Origin of the sequence: Actinomadura napierensis (genome assembly GCF_039529375.1) — a bacterium.
GTDB lineage: Bacteria > Actinomycetota > Actinomycetes > Streptosporangiales > Streptosporangiaceae > Spirillospora > Spirillospora napierensis.
Map to the genome: position 1 here is coordinate 1 of NZ_BAAAMR010000098.1, position 19,051 is coordinate 19,051.

The following is a 19,051-nucleotide window of genomic DNA, read 5'->3' on the forward strand; positions in this document are numbered from 1 at the left end:
CCGGCAGCGCGCCGGCCGCGGTCACGTCGGCGGCCGCGGCCCCGCCCGCCTGCACGAATCGTCTCCTGGTCAGCTCATTCGCCATCGAAAGGCCCTTCAGGCGTGCGTGGAGTGGAAGGTGAGGCGGCCGGAGCCCGCCTGGAAGACCGCGTAGCCGTCCTTCATGCCGACGAAGCGGGCGCCGCCCGGCCCGGAGACGTGGACGTCATGGGCCGATCGCGCCGGAACGTGGATCTCGGCGGTGACGTTGACCGGAATGTTCGCCGAGAGCGAGACGCCGTTCCCCTGCCGCTTCCACTGGACGCCGACGTCACCACGCTGGACCGGAATCGTGCCGGTCGCGCCGCTCAGACCGGACAGCGGCGGCTGGATCCGGACCGTCGCGGACGCCGGGGCGGTCACGGTGACGCCGAGAAGGGACTGCTGCACGTCCACCAGGGACGTCGAGCCCCACGGGTGCGAGAAGCTCTGCCCGGTCTCCGGCGCGTCCCACGACTCCCACGTGAAGGTGCCGCCGCGCGCCAGGATGTTGCCCCAGCCCGGTCCCTCGGTGTCGGTGAGGCGGGTGACGACGTCGCCCGGACGTCCCGTGTCGGCGAGCGCCTGCAGCAGCCGGTGCGCGGTCATCGGCCCCATCTGCATGCCGAGCCCGGCGACGTAGGAGCCGATCGCCTCGCGGGATTCGGCGGGCGCGATCCCGTACGCGAGCGCGTACGCGTTGGCGATCTGCGAGGCGTGCGTGCTCTGCGTGCCGTCGCTCTTCAGGCCGTCGATGTAGACGCCGTCGGCGCGGCGGAGCTTGGCGTTGATGTTGCCGGTGAGGGTGCCGGCCTCCTTGCGCAGTGCCGCCGCCTCGTCGGTCTTGCCGAGGGCTTCGGCGGCGCGGGCGGTGGCGTTCAGGACGTCGACGCCGAGGACGTTGATGACCGTCCGGGCGGCGGTGTCCATGTCGTGGCCGTAGCGCATGGTCGCGGGCCAGTCGACGATGCCGTACTTGTACTGGCCGGAACCGCCTTCGAGGTTGGTGACCAGGCCCGTTCCGGAGTCGATGTAGCGGCGGACGTATCCGGCGACCGCGTTCATCACCGGGTACGCCTGCGTGAGGGTCGTCGCGTCGCCGGACTGCTCGTAGTAGTCCCACACCCAGCCGGGGAACATCTCGGTGTAGTCCGGGATGTCGCGCTTGCCGTCGCCGTTCGGGTAGACGGAGTTGAGCCGGCCGTCCGGCCAGTAGCGGGCCTGCGAGGCGATGAACTCGCGGATGGCCTGCCGGGTGAGGCGCCGCTCCCCGAACGCGCCCATCGCGGCCGTCGAGGTGTCGACGGCGTCGCCGAGGAACTGGCCCTTCTCGCGGGTCGGGGTGTCGAGGAACTGCGACTGCGACCCGTACAGCGCCGACCGCGCCATCATGTCGTAGGCCGCGTTCACCCCCTTGTCGGACGTGCGGACGGACGCGGTGCGGTCGACGGAGTTGTGCTGGACGACGGCGGAGATGTCGCCGGGGTCGATGCCCGAGTCCGGGCCGACCTCGAAGTAGCGAAAGCCCTCGTAGGTGAACGCGCGGAACGTCTGGTCGCCGTCGCGCTGGGTGTAGCCGTAGGTCAGGTCGGTGCTCTGGTTGTCGCTCTTGGACCGCGACACCGTCCCGTCGTCGGCGAGCAGGTAGCCGGCGTGCATGTCGACGTGCCGCCCGGCCGTCCCGTCGCGGAACCGGACGACCGGCACCGCCGGGATCACCTTCCCGAAGTCGGCGACGAGCGCGCCCGACGCCAGCCGCGTCACCTTCACCGGATGGACGGTCTGGTACGCCAGCGACGTCTCCTGCCCGTGGACGTGCTTGAACGTCGAGGTCGGGTGCGCGCCGACGACCTGCGGGGCCGTCCAGGACGACGCGTCGAAGCCGGGCTTGTCCCAGCCGAGCGGCTCGGCGGTGCCGTCGACGTCCTCGACCCAGTCGCCGCCGTCGCCGTTGCGGCGCGGCGCCGTCTTCCACGGGCCGCGCGTCACCTTCCAGGTGCCGTCGCTGACGACGACCTGCCGGGTGCCGTCGGCGTGGTCGATGACCAGCCGGACGAGCAGCCCGGGCTCGCCCTTCGGCCGCCCCTGACCGGATCCGTACCAGTGGTAGGCCGCGCCGAGCGTCGCGTCCCCGCCCGCCTTCAGCTTCGAGGTGACGTCGACGGTCTTGTAGAACAGGTCGTCGGCGTACTCGAACGCCGGGCCCCGGTCGACCGTCTCGCCGTTGAGGCGCAGGTCGTACTGCTGGTCGGCGGAGATGTGGACGCGGGCCCGCACGACCGGGGACGCGCCGACGGCGAAGTCCTTGCGGGCCAGGGTGTAGTCGTCGGACTCGGTGGTGGTCCGGCGGATCCACGACGCGCCCCACTGGTCGTCGCTCAGCCCGGTGTCGAACGAGGCGGTCCGCGACCACGGCGACGCCTTCCCGGTGCGGTCCCAGGTGCGGACCTTCCAGGTGTAGGACGACTCGGACGCCAGCGCCGGCCCCGCGTACGGCACGTACTCCTGGCTTGCCGACTTCACCCGGCCGCTGTCCCACACGGTCTTGCCGGACGCGTCGCGCACGGCGAGCTCATAGGCGGACTGGACCTCGCCGGGGTCGACGTCGCGGGGCCGCCAGCCGAACTGCGGCGCGCCCTCCACGCTGAGCGGCCGGGCCTGGTCCCCGACGGTGAGGTCGACCGGGGACTGCGGCGCGTGCCCCGCCTTCAGCGCGGCCTGCGCGGTGCCGGGCAACCCGACGACGGCCACCGACGTCACCGCGGCGACGGCGGCGAGGACGGCACGGGACCTGGTGGAGCGGGTCTTGTCACGGCGGATCATGAGGAGCAACCTCCAGTAGTTTCCTTCGGCTTCCGGGCCCTACGGCCGTACGGAGAAGCCGCTCATCTGCACGTTGGCGATCACGGAGTCCCAGCTCCTCGTGATGTCGAGGCGCACGTACCGGGCGCTGACCTTGTCGAAGGTCGTCGTCCCGCCCTCCTTCGGCGTGTCGGTGGCGGTGGCGACGGTGCGCCACGTCCGGCCGTCCTGGGAGACCTGGACGGCGTAGTCGCGCGGCCCGTAGTTGGAGCGCCCGCCCACGACGACCGAGCCGATCTCGACAGGCGCGCCGAAGTCGAGCCCGTACCGCACCGGGTTCTGCGCGGTCGGTCCCTGGCCGGCGGCGCGGCCCCACGAGACCCAGAACGTGCTCGCCGAACCGTCCACGGCGAGCTTCGCCGGGTAGCGGTCCTGTCCGGCGTCCGCGACGACCCGGGGGAACGGCGCGCCGCCCGGGTTGAGCGCCAGGTCGCCGGAGTGCCGCAGCGTCACCGCGGTCTCGGCGGACGGTCCTGCGTCGCTGCGCGCGGTGACCTTCAGCGTGCTCGTGCCGGACGAGACGCCCTTGTCGCGCACGTCGACGGGCACCGTCACCGAGCCGCCGGCGGGGACGGTGACCCGGCCCTGCTGCGGCTTGGCCGTGATCCCGTCGGCGCCCGACGCGGCGACCGTCACATTGGCCGCGCGGCCGGAGGCGTTGGTGACCAGCACGGTCGCGCGGTTGTAGCCGCCGTCCGCCAGCGGCAGTTCGGGTTCGAGGGCCTCGGCGGTCAGCACCGGCCGGTCGCCGCCGGTCGCGGTGAGGGTGAGGGGGCCGAACAGCCCGTAGTCCATCGGCGCCCGCGAGGAGGCGCCGGTGCCGGGCGCGACCCGGACCGCGTTGAGCAGCGTCGAGGCGACCCGCACGGTGATCGTGTTGTCGCCCGGCCGCAGATACCGGCCGACCTGGACGTGCCGCAGGTCGGACTGGTCGAGCGGCGGCAGGTCGTGCCCGTTGACGTTCACCCGGACGGTGTCCACCGGCGTGCCGAGGTCGAGTTCGGCGGCGTCGATGCCCTTCCAGCCGCCGTCGAGGGTGGCGTGCGCGGTGTAGGTCCCGACGCCCGACACGTCCTTGAGGTCGGCCGGGTAGCCGTTGGCCGTGGTGATCGCCGACCAGGCGGGCAGCGCGCCGCCCTCCCCGGCCTTCACCGTGACGGGGCCGAGCGTCTTGTGCGCGGTGTCACCGGGCAGGCCGGACGCTCCGGGACCCCAGGAGTCCACCGACAGCGACCACTCGTTGAGCTTCACCGGCTGCGGGACGGCCGCCGTCCCCTGCCCGCCCGGCCGATCGGTCTTGCCTTGGCGGCCGGGGAAGGTGGCGTCGTGCCGCGGCGTGACCGCGATGACCGTGGCGTCGTTCCCGGCCAGCCGGACGGGAACGGTGACCGTGCCGTGCCCGGACGTGTAGTCCGTGATCGGGGTGATCTTGCCGGTCCAGGTGTCCAGCTTGTAAGGGACGCCGTCGCCGGTCAGCGTGACCGTCTGCGCGGCCGTGGTGTTCGTCTGGTTGTAGAGGTAGTAGTAATCGGTGGAGCCCGCCTGGCGGCGCACGTCCAGGATCGCGCCCGAGCCGTCGCGCGGGGTCGCGGCCGGGGTGACGCGGAGGCGGCTCAGCGCGTCCGGCGCGTCCGCCTCGCTCGCCGCCCGCACCACGGTCCGCTGCCGGAGCAGCTGGGAGATCACCGACGTGAGCCGCGCGTCCTGGCCGCCCGCGTCGCCGTCACCGGGCACCGTGCTCGGCACGTCCCCGACGATCACGACGGGCAGGCCCTGGCGCGCCAGGCTCAGCAGCTTCTCGGCGGCGGCCAGCGGCATCGTCTTCTGGTCCTTCAGCAGCACCGCGTGGTAGGCGGAGCCGTCGCCGAACAGTGCGCCGTGGGAGTAGGAGGCGTCCTTGCGCTGGAGCTGCGCCGGGCTGAGGTACTCGTAGGTGTATCCGGCCGACGCCAGCTCCGAGGAGTCCTGGATCAGCTTGTTCGACCCGGACCCGGTGGTACCGGTCCCGTTCATGCCGAAGTCCTGCCAGTACACGGCGAGGTCGAAGCGAGGCTTGCCCTGCCGCAGCACGAGCTGCATGCGCGCGACGTTGTCGTTGATCGCGCGGTAGTCGGCCCAGTTCGGGCCGCCCTTGTCGCCCCACGCCTCCGAGTAGGAGGTGTTGCCGCCGTAGGTCATGCCGGGCCACGCCGACTGCGGCCCGGCACCCGCGGGTCCCCTGCTCAGGTAGGGGAAGCCGTGCCAGACGACCTGGTTCACGCCGCCGGCGAAGCCGCGGTAGACGGCCTGCAGGTTGGAGGCGTCCGATCCGGCACCGGCCGTCGAGCCCCACACCGAGCCGGAGAACGCGCAGCACTCGTCCGACACGACCGGCTGCCCGGACATGTGCGCGCCCGTCGCGACCACGCGGTAGTCCTGCACGTTGCTGTAGGCGCCGACCGACTGCCCGAACGCGAGCGATTCGCCCTCGGGCACGTCGATGTGCGACGCGGCCTCCGAGACGTCCACCGGGATGCCGTACGGCTGGATGCGGGTCTTGATGTGGTGCTTGTGCGCCCATTCGCGCAGCACGTCGAGGCGGTTGCGGATGTACAGGTCGCTGAGCGTCTGCCGGTAGTCGGTGCGGACGCGGGCTCCGGCGCCGCCGCCGAAGTCGAAGAACGGCTTGTCGGTGATGCCCTGGTCGCCGGCGCCCGCGAGGGCGGGCAGCACGTCGACCGGCGAGTAGCCGCGCAGCTTCGTCCACTGGTCGACCAGTTCCGACGTCCACTTCTGCGTGGTGCCGAGTTCGAGCGAGTCCTCGAACAGGTCGGTCTCGCCGATGCGGGCGAGCAGCTTCCGCACGTCGGAGGTGAGGATGTTCTTGTCGTAGAAGTCGGTGGTGGCCTTCGCGCCCGCCTCGCTGAACGGGTCGAGCGCGTAGTTGGTGCCGGTCGCGGTGTAGCCGGACAGGGCCTGCCCGCTCGGCGCCTGGTAGAAGGCGATCAGCGCGTAGGTGCTCTTGTCGTCGCCGGGGAAGTCGACCGCGAGGCCGCCCTGGGCGTCCACCTTGGCGGTGACGTCGGTGACGCTCGACCGCTCCAGCATCCGCGGGGCGCTGGACGAGGCGCTGCAGCCGGCGTCGGAGCACTTGGCGACGAGCGCGGCGACGAGCTTCTTCTGCGCGCCGGCGGGCGGCGCGACGTTGAAGTTGGTCGGCAGCCCACCGGACCGGCTCGTGCCGCCCTTGTGGAACTCGTAGGAGAAGACGATCTGCTGCTGCGCACTGGGGTCGTTGACGTCGTCGACCGTGGGGACGGTCGCGGGCCAGCGCGGGCCGATGGTGAGGTCCAGGCCGAGCCCCTTGTCCTTCGCCGCGGCCAGCATCGTCCGGGTCTTCTGCGCCCAGAGCGGGGTGCCCCAGCCGTAGGTCTTCAGGAACTCGGGGGTGTTGTTTCCGGTGCCCTCGACGTTGAAGGGGGCGACCTCGGCGCCGCCGCCGCCCGCCTTCTTGATCTGGTCGAGCTCGGCGGCCAGCTCCTTGTCGTCGGTGTAGGCCAGCGGCTGCCACCAGCGGTACTTGGGCCGCACGGACGCCGGCGGGTCGGCGAAGGTGCCGCGGGTCAGGGCCGGGACGGTCGGCCCGAACGACTCCGCGCCCTCCGCCCCCCCGACGACCGCGAGACCGGACACGGAGAGCAGCGCCGCTACCGGCACGGCGGTGAGCCGCACCGACCTGCGACGAACGCCGCCCGTCGGCCGAACTTTGGAGCGGGTCATGAGGTGTACGCCTCCAGTTCGATGACGCGGCTGTAGTTGTGGTCGTTGGAGTCGTGGACGAGCAGCCGCAGCGCGGACGCCTGCACCGGGGCGAAGGTCTTCTCGACCGTCCCGGCGGTGTTGCCGGTGACGGTCGCGACCGTCGTCCACTGGCCGTCGACCTGGGCTTGGACGTCGAAGTCGCGCAGGCCGGACTTCGACGCGGGGTTGCTCGAACTGTTGAGCGTGAAGACCTCGACCCGGCCGATCCTCTGCGGGTCCTTCCAGGTCGCGGTGAGGGTGTCGGGGAAGGTCTTGGACGTGTCGTCGTTCCAGCCGCCGACGCCGTTCAGCCAGACGCCGGAGTCGGTGCCGCCGTCGTTGGCCCACGCGGGCGACGACCCGCTGTGGGTGCTGGACGCCGTCATGGTCGCGGAGCGGACGAGGTTCCCGGTGACCAGGACCGGTGCGGTCGCGGTCTCGTCGTCGGCCGTGACGGTGACGGTGCCCTTCGTCCCGTCCGCGCCCGAGCCCTTCACCTCGACGGGGATCTCGGTGGAGCCGCCCGCCGGGATCGTGACCCGGGCGGGGGCGGACGCGGTGAAGCCGGCCGACGCGGTCGCCTTCACCGGGACGGTCACGGAGCGGCGCTCCAGGTTCGTCACGCGGAACCGGGCGTTGGTGGCCGCGCCGCCGGTCACCGCGATGTTCACGCCGAACGGCGGCTCGACGGCGAGCTGCGTGCGGTCCTGCCGGACGGCGTCCGGCGTGCGGACGGTGAACGTCCACGACCCCGACCCGACCTCGTACACGGCGTGCCCGTTCTGGACGCCGAGCGAGCGCGCGCCCGCCGGGGCCTTGGCGGCGGACGCCCCGAGCAGCGGGACCTCGACGCGGGCGGGCGCGCCGGGCGGGACCGTCACGTCCAGCCGCAGGTCGTGCCCGGACCGGCGCCACGCGCTGGACACCGTCCCGCGCGGGGTGTCGTAGGACGACGAGGCGTGGGTGAGGTCGCCGACGACGGCGGGCCGGATCACGAGCCTGCCGTAGCCGACCGAGTCGTCGGCCTGCCGGATGCCGGCGAGGCCCGCGCCGAACCACTCGTCGATCGCGCCGAGCATGAAGTGGTTCTGCGAACCGTAGCCGGTCGGGCCGTCCCAGTACTCGGTGAGCGCGGTCGCGCCGTGCACCACCTGGTAGCCGTAGCTGGGGTTCGTGACCTGCTGCGCGACGGCGAGGACGACGTCGTCGCGGCCGGCGGCCGACAGCGTCCGGAACACCGACGGCAGCGCGATCTCGCCGACGGTCAGGTGGTAGCCGTCGTTCTTGATCGTGGAGACGAGGTGGTCGAGGACGGCCTGCTTCTGGTCGGCCGGGACGATGCCGAGGTCGAGCGCGAACGCGTCGCCGGCCTGGCTGCCGGACCCGTAGGTGTGCTTGCCGGTGTCGAGGTACTCGGCGTTGAACGCGTCGGCGATGTCACCGGCGAGCTCGGTGTACCTGGTGGCGTCGTCGTCCTTGCCGAGCAGCTTGGCGATCTTGGCGAGCGCGGTGGCGCTGCGCTGGTAGCCGTAGGTCGCGGCGACGCCGGTCGGGGTGGTCTTGTCGACGGCGGCCCAGTCGCCGAGGCCGTAGTCGAGCAGGTTCCCCTTCGCCTTGGACGTCAGGTAGTCCAGGTAGCGCTGCATGTTCGGGTAGAAGTCGCGCAGCGGCTTCGCGTCCCCGTAGGTGACGTAGTGCTGCCAGGCGGACAGGATGATCGCGCTGCCCCAGTTCGGGTCGTCCCACACGCCGCCGGAGAACGTCACGTACGCGGGCGCGATGTCGGGGACGAGCCCGGCGGACGTCTGCGCCTCGGCCATGTTCCGCAGCAGCGCCGGGTAGTAGGCGGCGACGTCGTACTCGCGGGTGATCGAGCCCTGGACGAGCTGGTCCTCCTCCAGCCAGCCGAGCTTCTCCCGGTCGGGGCAGTCGGTGAGGATCGACATCATGTTGCCCTGCACGGCCCGGTCGATGATCTTGTGGATGCCGTTCAGCAGGAGGTCGGAGCTGTCGAAGGAGCCGGCGGAGGCGTTCCCGGCGCGCAGGATCGTCGCCCCGACCATGTCCTTGGACGGTGCCGCGTCCAGGCCGCTGATCTGGATGTAGCGGAAGCCGTGGTAGACGAACCGCGGGTGCCAGGTCTCGGTGCTGCCGCCCGCGAGCGTGTAGGTGTCCATGACCGGCGGGTTCTGCGCGCCGCCCGCGATCATGGTGCCCTGCTCGACGAGGCCGTCCGCGCCGAGCCGCTCGCCCGGCTTGATCGTCAGCTTCTCGCCGCGCTTCCCGCGCACCCGCAGCTCCGGCCATCCGACGACGTTCTCGCCGAGGTCGAAGACGTAGGTGTCCTTCTCCGGGTGCGTGACCTTCACGGTCTTGCGGCTGCCGACCGGGACGATCGCCGGGGACGTCCGCGCGGTCAGCGCGACGCCCGGGTCGGGCGCCTCGGCGGCCGGCTTCCACGACGCGAGGTTCGCGGACGGGCCGTCCCAGCCCTTCTGCGCGAGCCGGGCGTCCTCGTCCTCGCCGCCGTACCACTGGCTGAACGTGGTCGGCCCGAGGTCGGTGCGCCAGGACGAGTCGGTCGCGACGCGCGCGGTCGTCCCGTCCTTGAGCGTGACCTCCAGCTGGGCGAGCAGCTTCGGCGCCCCCTGCGCGCCGACGTACTTGGTGTACCGGTCGTTGGTCGCGGCGACGTTGTACGTGCCGTTGCCGAGCCGGACGCCGATCGCGTTGCCGCCGCGCCGCAGCAGCTTCGTCACGTCGTAGGCCGCGTACTCGACGCGCTTCTTGTAGTCGGTGTTCGGCGGTTCGAGGACGGCGTCGCTGACCGGCTTGCCGTTGACGGTCGCGTCGTAGATGCCGAGCGCGGTGATGTAGAGCCGCGCCGACCGGACGGTGTTCTTCAGCGAGAACTGCCGCGCCAGCAGCGGCAGCGCGGGCATGGACGTCTGGTACGCGGGCGGCGGGACCTGGTCGGTGACGGTCTTGACGACCGTGAACGGGCCGTCCGCCGCGTCCGAGGTCTGCACGGTGTAGTCGGCGGGGAAGTTCGGGGTCTTCCCGTCGCTCGTCATCACGTCGGTGCGCGGATACAGCTTCACCGATGCGACGTCCTTGGCGGCGCCGAGGTCGAGCTGCAGCCAGATGTGGTGGCCGGGATCCTGCGCCTTGTAGGCGTTGCTGGTGTAGCCGAACGGCGCCTTCTGCGTGGTGAGCGAGCCGTCGGTGACGAACTCCGGCATCCACTTGCCCGGGTACTCGCGGACCTCGGACGCGGTGACGGCCGCGCCCTTCGCCACGTTCGTCCCGGACGGGTCGAGCGCCTCGATCTCGGCGAGCTGGAGCCGCGACACCAGCGACCCGCTCTCGGCGATCGGCAGGCCCAGCTTCGACACGTCGACCCGCAGGTAGCGGGCCTTCGTCCCGGCGGGCAGGTCGACGGTGACGGGGCTCGGCGCCCGGTTCAGCCACCGGTCGTCGGTGATCCATTTGCCGGACCAGTCGTCCTTGCCGAGCAGGCCCATCTCGAACCGGGCCGGGGAGCTCCAGGCGGACGCCCGCCCGGAGCCGTCCCAGACCCGGACCCGCCACCACACCTGGCGGCGGGAGGTGAGCGCCGTGCCCCGGTAGACGGCGTTCGCGGTGCCGGACGACACCTTCCCGGAGTCCCACAGGCCGGCGCGGCCGAGCCCGTCCCGGGAGGTCGCGGCCTCGACCTGGTAGGCGGCCTGCGCCGCGCCATGGCCGGGCGCGGCGAGCCGCCAGCTCAGCGTCGGCGCCGTGTCGTCGATGCCGAGCGGGTCGTCGAGCGCGTCGGTGCGCAGCCCGGTGGCCCGCAGCCCGGACGCGTCGGCGCGCGCCGGGACCGTCCCGGCCGCGCCGATCAGCAGCGAGAGGAACGCGGCGGGCAGGGCGACGCGTGTCGCGGATGTACGCATTCAGGCTCCCCGGACGGTGGTGAGGAACTTCAGGTCGCGGCCGGGCTCGGGCGTGAAGGCCGTGCCGCCGTCGTTGCTGACGGCGGACGCGCCGCCCCGGTACGGGTCGTGGTCGTTGTAGGCGACGCCGTAGCAGCCGGTCGTGGTGGTGGAGGAGATCCGGACGGTGTAGTGCGCGCCGCGCCGCACCCGAATGCCCGGGTGGACGGTCACGTTCCGCGCCGACCAGCCGATCTGCTCGGCCGGGACGGATCCGGACCAGAGCGTCCGGGTCCCGTCGGTGACCTCGACGGTCAGCGGCTCGGACGGCGGGGTGCGCTCCACGCGGCCCTGCTCGGTGCCGTCCTTGAACGCGGTGACGGCGAGCGAGGCGAGGCGTCCGCCGCGTCCCGCGGTGAACGACTGCTCGCGCCGGACGTTCCCGGCGACGTCGCAGCCGGTGCGGAAGCCGGTGACGCCGCTGCTCTGGTCGAGGCCGGGGATCGCCGCCTGCCGTCCCGGATGCCCGGGGTCGAGGCGGACGGTGGAGTTGCCGCACTTGACCGGGTCGATCGATCCGTCGGCGCCGAAGGTGAGCGGCTCCCAGTGGTAGTTGGCGAGGGCCTCGTTGGTGTGGAAGTCCCACAGGTCGCTGAAGTACATGTGGATCGGTGCGCCGTGGCGCTGCGGGAGCGTCGCGACCTGGGCGGGCTGGCCGCCGCAGGAGTTCGCGGTGATGCTCGTCCCGGCGGTCGGGACGACCCACTTGGAGAGGTCGCCGGAGAAGTCGTCCGCGAGCAGCTGCTGCCCGGAGGCCGAGGTCACCGTGACGTTGTCGAACTTCGCCGATTCGAGGTTCGCGCCGTTCCACTCGCGGAACCCGACCTTGCCTACGGGGTACGTCGCGTCGGTGTAGGTATCGACCTGCACGCCGTCGATCGACGTCGTGAGGGTGGAGCCGGACGCGGTGACCGCGACGTGGTGCCACTCCCCCGCGACGATCGGCTTGTCGAGCTGGACGACGTGGCTGGCGGTGGTGGCGCCGGCGCGGCGCAGCACGCTCAGCTTCCCGTTGCCGGTGCCCGACCCGGTCAGCAGGAACAGGTAGCCGTGGTCGTCCTGGTTCATCCGGACCGAGAACCCGGCCTGCGCCGAGGTGCCCGACGTCGTCGGCAGCGGCGCGACGTCGAAGGAGAACGTGTAGTCGGACCAGTCCTCGCCCTGCTGCGACAGGCCGTACAGGCCGCCGTGGACGGTGAGCGCGCCGTCCTCGGCCGTCCAGGCGTCGCGGCCCTTCCACGGGCCGAGCGGGCTCTTCGCGGTGAGGTAGGACGTGCCGGTCCCGGTGCAGTACCCGCAGTTCGGGTCCGACATCGTCAGGTAGTAGGTGCCGTTCCGCTTGAAGATCGACGGCGCCTCGACGCGGGTCACGCCGGTCACGTCGTACGGTCCGGCGGCGCGCAGGTAGTCGGGCGTCAGCTCGATGACGGCGATGTGCCATCCGGCGTTGCTGCACGCCAGGTAGCCCTTGCCGTCATCGTCGACGAACACGTCGAGGTCGGCGGTGCAGTGCGTGCCCGCCGGAAGGTCCGGGACGGGCTGCTCGGTGAACGGGCCGGTCGGCCGGTCGGCGGTGTAGACGCGGAACTTGTCCGCGGCCTCCTGGTCGTTCACCCACATCACGTACTTGCGGGTCGCCTTGTCGTAGACGGTGTGCGGCCGGAAGCAGAACTTGCAGGAGCGTGCCTTCGCGACGTGGCCGCGGTCGGTCCAGTGGACGAGGTCGGGCGAGGAGTACACCTTGAAGCCGCAGAACGTGCTGTTGACCGTCCACTGGTAGCCGCAGTCGTAGCTCGTCCCGTACAGGTAGTAGGTGTCGCCGAACCGCTGGATCGCGCCGTCGTGGGCGTCGACCGCGTTGCCCTGCGTGTCGAACCGGACGGTCTGCTCGCCGTCCGGCCCGTAGTTGGTGATCGGGGCGACGGTCGCCGCCTGCGCGGGCAGCGCGGACAGCGCGCCGAGGAGCAGCGCGAAGATCGCGGCCAGCGCGAGGCCGCGGCCTCGCCTGGACCGGAGTGGGGGGATGGTGCGCATGGACGTGGCGTCCTCTCGGAGGCTGCGCGGTGGGGTGGGGGGCGGCGCGTCGTCCGTCCGCGGGCATGCCGAACAGAACCCGCGGCCGTGCGGGCGGGGTTGCACGGCCACGGGCCTGCGCCCGTCATCGCCTAGGGACGGATCCCCCGATCGCGCCTGGTGAGAGTTCGAGTCCGTCAGGGTCGTGCGGTTCGTGCCGGTGGGGTCAGGGGTTCAAGGTGACCAGTTCGATCTCCAGGAGGTCGGCGAGGGCCTTCAGGTCGGCGATCCGATGGCCGGTGCCGAGGGCCCAGTGGTGGGAGATGCCGGTGGCGCTCCACGCGTCGACCCATTCGCCGGGGTCGCAGCCGAAGTCCACGCGGGACGTGGTGTTGCCGATCTGCAGCAGCGGGCCGTCCACGGTCTCGCCCTCGGACGCGACGAACGCGAACCGGCCGTCGCGGCGCTGGATGACGCCGATCGCGGTGACCGGGCCGTGCTTGACGTCGAACTCCACGGACACGCCGTAGCCGCGCTTGCCGTGGTAGACGCCGAGGCCGCGCAGCAGCGGGCGGCGGGCGCTGATCGCCAGGTGCGCGGGCCCGTCGTGGCCCATCTCGACGTGGCCGCGGTGGAAGTCGAGCGCCTGCAGCTCGGTGAACGAGCCGCCCGCGCCGAGCCGGTCGGCGATCAGCATGGCGAGCGAGGTACGCAGCTCGTACTCGCCGGCCGCCGGGATCCCGCGGGCGGTGAGCAGCGACGCGCCGAGGATCATCCCGGCGCCGAGCCGCTCGTGGATCTCACCGTCCAGGCCACGGTGGTAGTAGGCGAGGCTGTCCAGCCCGAAGTCCTCGACGAGCCGGTCCAGGCCCGCCGACACCCGCGCCGCCCAGGTCAGGTCGTCGTCGTTGACGGAGGCGTCCAGCTCGAAGATCTTCTCCGCCTCCGCCTTCTTCGCGGCGGCCTCGGCGTCGGTGACCTCCTCCACCCGGACCCGCAGGTCGTCGAACTCCAGCACCTCGACGTGCCCGCCGAAGTTCGCGCTGACCAGCGTCAGGTCGGTGGAGACGTCGAGCATGCCCGGGTAGAGGTGGCCCATGAGGCCGTGCCGGCCGCGGCGCAGCGCCGCGCGCACCCCGGCGGCCCGCACCCAGCGGCCGATCTTCGCCCAGGCCCGCTCGTCCTCCAGGTAGCCGGAGACGGAGCGGAACGGGACGCCGCACCGCGCGAACGCGTTCGCCATCTCCGGCAGCGGGCACGCGCCGCAGTACGCGAGCCACTGCCCGGTGTCGAACGTGGCGTGGTCCATCGACTCGGTCGGCTGCAGGTTGATCAGCAGCACGGGCGCGTCCGCCCGCTGCGCGACCGGGACCAGCATCGTCGCGGTCATGTAGGTGGTGAGGAACCCGACGATGATGTCGCAGCCCGCCGCGCGCAGCTTCTCGGCCGCCGCCGCGCCCTCCTGCGCGTCGGAGATGAACCCGACGTCCACCACCTCGGCCCCGAGCCCGCGCATCCGCTCCGACACGCGCTCGGCCGACCGCTTCAGCTGCGGCAGCAGATCGGGGAACTGCGGCCAGTACGCGCCGAGCCCGCCGGCCACGAGGCCCACCTTCACGGGCGGCGGCGCCCCGGTGTTTCCTGCCATGCCTGTTCCTTCCTGTTACCTGGCCGTCAGGGTGTGGCGGCCGGACGGCGCGCCGTCCACGTAGACGTACTTCCCATCGCCGGTCACGCCCCGCGCGGTGGCCTTGCCGTGCGACCAGACGGTCCGGCCGTCCAGGGTGACGTGGGACGTGGCGGAGGTGACGGGGACGGCGAGGCGGCCGGACGTGCCGCGCGGCGCGGTGACGTCCAGCCGGAACACGTGGCCGGTCGTCCGCCACGACGCGGCGATGGCGCCGCGCGGCGTCGGGACGGTCCCCTCGGCCCACTTCAGCCCGCCGGTGAACGGGACGACGGCCCACGACGAGTACCCGGGGCCGGTCGGCTGGACGCCGAGGACGCGGGTGGTGAGCGTGACGGTCGGGCCGCTCGCCCAGCCGTGCGCGAGGCTGGAGAACTGCTGGAGGTTCGGGGTGCCGTCCGGCTGCATGTGCTCCCAGAACGTGGAGCCGGGGTCCTGCCGCAGCTGGTGGCCCCAGAACGTCCGGATCAGGTCGAGGCCGGACGCGTCGCCGGTGTCCAGGCGGGCGTCGGACTCGAACGAGCTGGGAAGCGGCGCGTAGAACGGCGGCAGGCTCGCGTTGGGGGTCTTCTGCGAGACGGTCAGCGAACCGTACTGCGCCCAGTTGTTCTTGCGCAGGTAGGCGAGGGCGCGGGTGGCGCGGTCGCCGTCGGCGACGCCGGCGAGGACGGCCGTGGCGTTGGCGTCCTGCGGGTAGGCGCCGGGGATCTCCCGCGACAGCCGGTAGGCGCCCGCCTCGTCGTCCCACAACTGGTCGTTGATCGCCTTTTTCACCGTCGCGGACCGGTCGCCGTAGGTCGCGGCGGCGGACGCGTCGCCGCGCGCCTTCGCCATCGCGGCCATCTGCGTGAGGTTGCGGGCGTACAGGGCGTTGACGTAGGTCTCGTGGCCGCAGTCGGAGTAGCCGTAGTGGCCGCAGGAGCCGGCCTTGTCGAAGGCGATGAGGCCCTTGTCGTCCTGGGCGCGGACCGACTCCAGCCAGGCCGTCGCCTTGGTGAGCTGCGGCCACCACTTGTCGAGGTAGGCGCGGTCGCCGGTGTAGAGCCAGTGCTCGTACATGTTGTTGACGAACCAGGTGACGTACTCGCCGTAGGTGCGCAGCTCGTCGGCGTTGTGCTGCCCCACCTGGCTCTCGGCGGGCATGAACCCGTCCGGGAGCTGCTGAGCGGCGAGCGACGACAGCGAGTTGTCGACCGCCTCCAGGTCGTTGGTGGACAGGTACGTGACGGGCGCCTGCACGGCCAGGTCGCCCTGCCAGACGATCCGGTCGCGCTTGCCGCCGTCGTAGATGACGGACTTGCTCGGGTCGGCGTGCGGGACCTGCGCGTCCGCGTGGTCGCCCTCGCCGGAGGCGTACGGCCAGCTCTTCGCGGTGTTGGACGCGCCGGTGTTCACCTGCACGGTGTAGGCGCCCGCGTACCAGATCTTGTTCAGCTCGTTGTCGCTGGACAGGAAGTGACCCTGGTAGCCGTCCAGGTCCCGCTGGTTCGGGGCGGCGGTGAAGTCGACGGACATGCCGTCGATGTCGACGGTCCCGGGGCCGTCCAGGAACAGCGTCGCGTAGCGGAACCCGCCCCGCAGCACGCCGTCGCGGACGGTCGCCGGCAGCTTCTTGCCGTCCAGCGGCAGGGCGTGGCTGTCGGTGTCCTGCGTGTACGGCTGGCCGGGGAAGCCGTTCCAGATGTTGGCGGTGTCGCAGCCGGGCGCGATCCTGCCCTCGCCGTTGTTGGCGTCCGGCGCCAGCGCGGCGTACTCGATCGACTCGGAGAAGCAGGCGCGCAGCTTCGGCGGCGTGGACGAGGCGCCCTTCACCCGGACCTTCAGGTGCCCGGCGACCTCCTTGCCGAAGTCGATGACCAGCAGCGGCGAGCCGGTGCGGTCGGCGGCGCCGGTGAGCCGGACGGAGCCGCCGCCGTCGCGCAGCGCCGCGTCCGGCGACCCGTCGATCGCGCCCTGGCGCGGGTCGGCCTTGTAGACCTTGACGGGGCGGACGGTGCGGCTCGACGGCGACAGCACGTACGGGCGCCACTGGCCCTGGTGCGGGGTGTAGGAGGCGTCCTGCCACGGGCCGTCCGGGGACGCGGCGGCGGGCAGGGCGAGGGCGGCCGTGCCCGACACCGCCAGGGCGGCGGCGACGGCGGCACGGGCGAGGGAGCGGCGAGCGGTGGGGGGAACCATCATCACTCCAGGTCAGCGGGAGGCGGTCAGGACGGAAGAGCCGGTCAGCCCCGGCACCTGCACGAGGCCGTCGCGGACGGTGACGCCCGGTCTCACCGGGGTGCCGTTCCGCCAGACGACCGAGCCGTTCACGCGGACCTCGGACGCGCCGGACGCGGGCACCCCCGCCGTGGCGGTCGTGCCGCCCGGCGCGGCGACGCGGAGCGTGAACGTCTTGCCGCGCTGCTTCCAGGCTGCGGTGATGTCGCCGTGCGGCGTCGGAACCTTGCCCTCTGCCCAGCTCAGCCCGTTCGCCGGGTGCGGGAAGACGGTGAAGGTCGAGAACCCGCCCGACGACGGCGTGACGCCGAGGACCTGGTTGGTGAGGAACGAGGTCGGTGCGGCGGCCCAGCCGTGCGAGAGGCTGGTGTAGGAGCCGAGCTGGGGCGCGCCGGCCGTGCTGACGTTCTCCCACAGCGTGCCGGGCGTGTCCTTGCCGAGCATGGGGTACCAGGTGCGGCCCAGCACGGACATCGCGCCCGCCATGTCGCCCTGCGAGGTGTACGCCAGCAGCGACTGCCCGGACACGAACGGGCTGATGTACTGCGGGACGACGCCGCCCGCCTTGTCCACGGTCAGGTCGCCGTGCGGGTCGGCGAGCCTGTCGCCGAAGAACTTCAGCACGGACTTCGCACGGTCTCCGGTGGCGACTCCGGCGACGACCGCCATCGCGTTGCCGTCCTGCGGGTGGTTCCCGTCGGTGGGGCCGACCTTGTACGCGCCGGCGGCCGGGTCCCACAGGTTGTCGTTGACGGCCTTGGCGGTGCGGGCGGCATTGTCGCGGTAGGTCTTGGCGAGCGCCGCGTCGCCCTGCGCCTCGGCGGCCTGCGCCGCCTGACCCAGCACGTGGACGTACAGGGACGAGACGTACGTGCCCTTACCCTCGTTGCCGTAGCCCCAGGTGCCGCCCGCGCCCTTCATGTCGAGCAGCCCGTCGGAACCGGCCTTGGACTGCATCCACGCCACGTTCTTCTTCATGGCGTCGTACCACTTGCCGAAGAACGCCTTGTCGCCGGTGTAGAGGTAGTGCGTCCAGTAGTTGTTGACCCACCAGGCCGCGTACTCGCCCCAGCCCATGTTGTAGCCGAGCTTGTCGGTCAGGTAGAGGCCGGGGATCTGGCCCTGCGGCGACTGGCCCTTGGCCATGAACGCGACCGCGTTCGCGGCGGGGTCGCTCTGCCCGGTCGTCAGGTAGGACACCGCGTCCGAGACGGCGTTGTCGCCGCCCCAGATCATCCGGTCGCGCTTGGCGCCGTCGCTGATGACGCTGTCGCCCTCGCCGACGATCGCGTCGTTGCGGACCGGGCCCTCCTGCCCCGGGTAGGGGCGTCCGGTCTTCGGGTCGATCGTCGCCATCTGGACGGTGTAGGCGCCCGCGTACCAGAGCCGGTTCAGGGTGGCGTCGCTGGACAGGAACGCGCCCTTGTACCCGTCGAGGTCGGGGTTGGCGGGGTCGGCGGTGAACTTCAGCCGCAGGTCGGAAAGGCGCACCTCGCCGGGGCCGTCCAGGAACACCATCAGGTAGCGGAACCCGCCCCGGATGACCGGGTCGGTCATCGCGGCCCGCCCGCTCTTGGTGTCGAGGTAGTGGGTCTCGGTGGCCAGGCCGACGGGGTCCTGGCTGTAGTCGGACGCGGTGGTGAGGTACTGGTCGCTCTCGCTGAAGGCCAGGCCGAGCTTCGGGGTGCCCTTGCGGACGTCGGCCGTCACCTGGACCTGCCCGCCGACCTCCTTGCCGAAGTCGTAGACGACGTAGGGGCGGCCGTACTCGTTGGAGGCGAGCGTGGTGGTCCCGCCGTGGAACGCTCCCAGCGGGTTGCGCACCGTGGCGCCGTAGGGCGCGGCGGAGGCGCGGCCGTCCTGCGCGAGCGTCCAGACGGCGTGGATGCGGGCGCCCTGCCCGGGGTCGTCGGCGTTGCGGAACTCGACCTTGATCGTCCCGGCCGACCCGGCGACCCGAGCCGGGACGTTCACCGCGTAGTGGACGAGGCCGTCCTTGTCGCCGCTCCACACGCCCGCCTGCTTGGGGTCGGGCTTGCGCTCGTGGACGACCGTCCCGTTCACCAGGACCTCGTAGTGGGCGGTCGCGCTTCCGGCCTCCTCGACCCGCAGCGTGACCGGGCCGGGCCCGCCGCGCAGCGTGTAGCCGAAGCCCGCGCCGGCCTTGCCGCCGGTCTGGCGGACCATGACGCCGTCGGCCTTGCCGGTCGTGGACGCACCGGCCTGAAGGTCGTGCCCATCGGTCTCGGACGCGGCGGAGTCGGCGGACACGTAGTCGCCGTTGACCCCGTACGCCTCCCCCGCCTTCGCGGGACGGACCGTCCGGCCGGACGGCGCGAGGACGTAGTGGCCCGCGCGCGACAGCGACGGCAGGCCGAGCGGGTCGCGGGCGGACGCGGACGCGGCGCCGGCGGGCACGGCGACGAGCGCGGCCGCGGCGAGGGCGAGGGAGGTGACGGCGGACACGCGGGCTAATGCGAACTTCTCGGCAGGGGGC

The 19,051-nt window shown here is 72.2% G+C and carries 7 protein-coding genes; all 7 read right to left on the reverse strand.

The window, feature by feature from the left end; genetic code table 11:
• Positions 1-96 precede the first annotated feature (96 nt).
• Positions 97-2,841: a family 78 glycoside hydrolase catalytic domain gene (locus ABD296_RS37855; protein ID WP_344279003.1), complete on the reverse strand. Its 2,745-nt coding sequence runs from the start codon at positions 2,839-2,841 to the stop codon at positions 97-99.
• 39 nt (positions 2,842-2,880) lie between these two features.
• Positions 2,881-6,639 (reverse strand): glycosyl hydrolase, encoded by a 3,759-nt coding sequence (locus ABD296_RS37860; protein WP_344279006.1) that lies wholly within the window; start codon positions 6,637-6,639, stop codon positions 2,881-2,883.
• Entirely contained in the window at positions 6,636-10,598 is a 3,963-nt protein-coding gene (locus tag ABD296_RS37865) for a family 78 glycoside hydrolase catalytic domain (RefSeq protein WP_344279009.1), read from the reverse strand. The genes ABD296_RS37860 and ABD296_RS37865 overlap by 4 nt, the downstream gene beginning before the upstream one ends.
• Positions 10,599-12,671 (reverse strand): family 43 glycosylhydrolase, encoded by a 2,073-nt coding sequence (locus ABD296_RS37870; RefSeq protein ID WP_344279012.1) that lies wholly within the window; start codon positions 12,669-12,671, stop codon positions 10,599-10,601. It lies immediately after the preceding gene.
• Between the two features lie 205 nt (positions 12,672-12,876).
• Positions 12,877-14,298 (reverse strand): L-fucose/L-arabinose isomerase family protein, encoded by a 1,422-nt coding sequence (locus ABD296_RS37875; RefSeq protein ID WP_344279015.1) that lies wholly within the window; start codon positions 14,296-14,298, stop codon positions 12,877-12,879.
• Between the two features lie 15 nt (positions 14,299-14,313).
• On the reverse strand, positions 14,314-16,518 hold the full coding sequence (locus tag ABD296_RS37880; RefSeq protein ID WP_344279018.1) for an alpha-L-rhamnosidase-related protein: 2,205 nt from the start codon (positions 16,516-16,518) through the stop codon (positions 14,314-14,316).
• 9 nt (positions 16,519-16,527) lie between these two features.
• Positions 16,528-19,020 carry an alpha-L-rhamnosidase-related protein gene (locus tag ABD296_RS37885; RefSeq protein WP_344279021.1) on the reverse strand — a complete coding sequence of 831 codons (2,493 nt, stop codon included), beginning with the start codon at positions 19,018-19,020 and terminating at the stop codon, positions 16,528-16,530.
• Positions 19,021-19,051 lie beyond the last annotated feature (31 nt).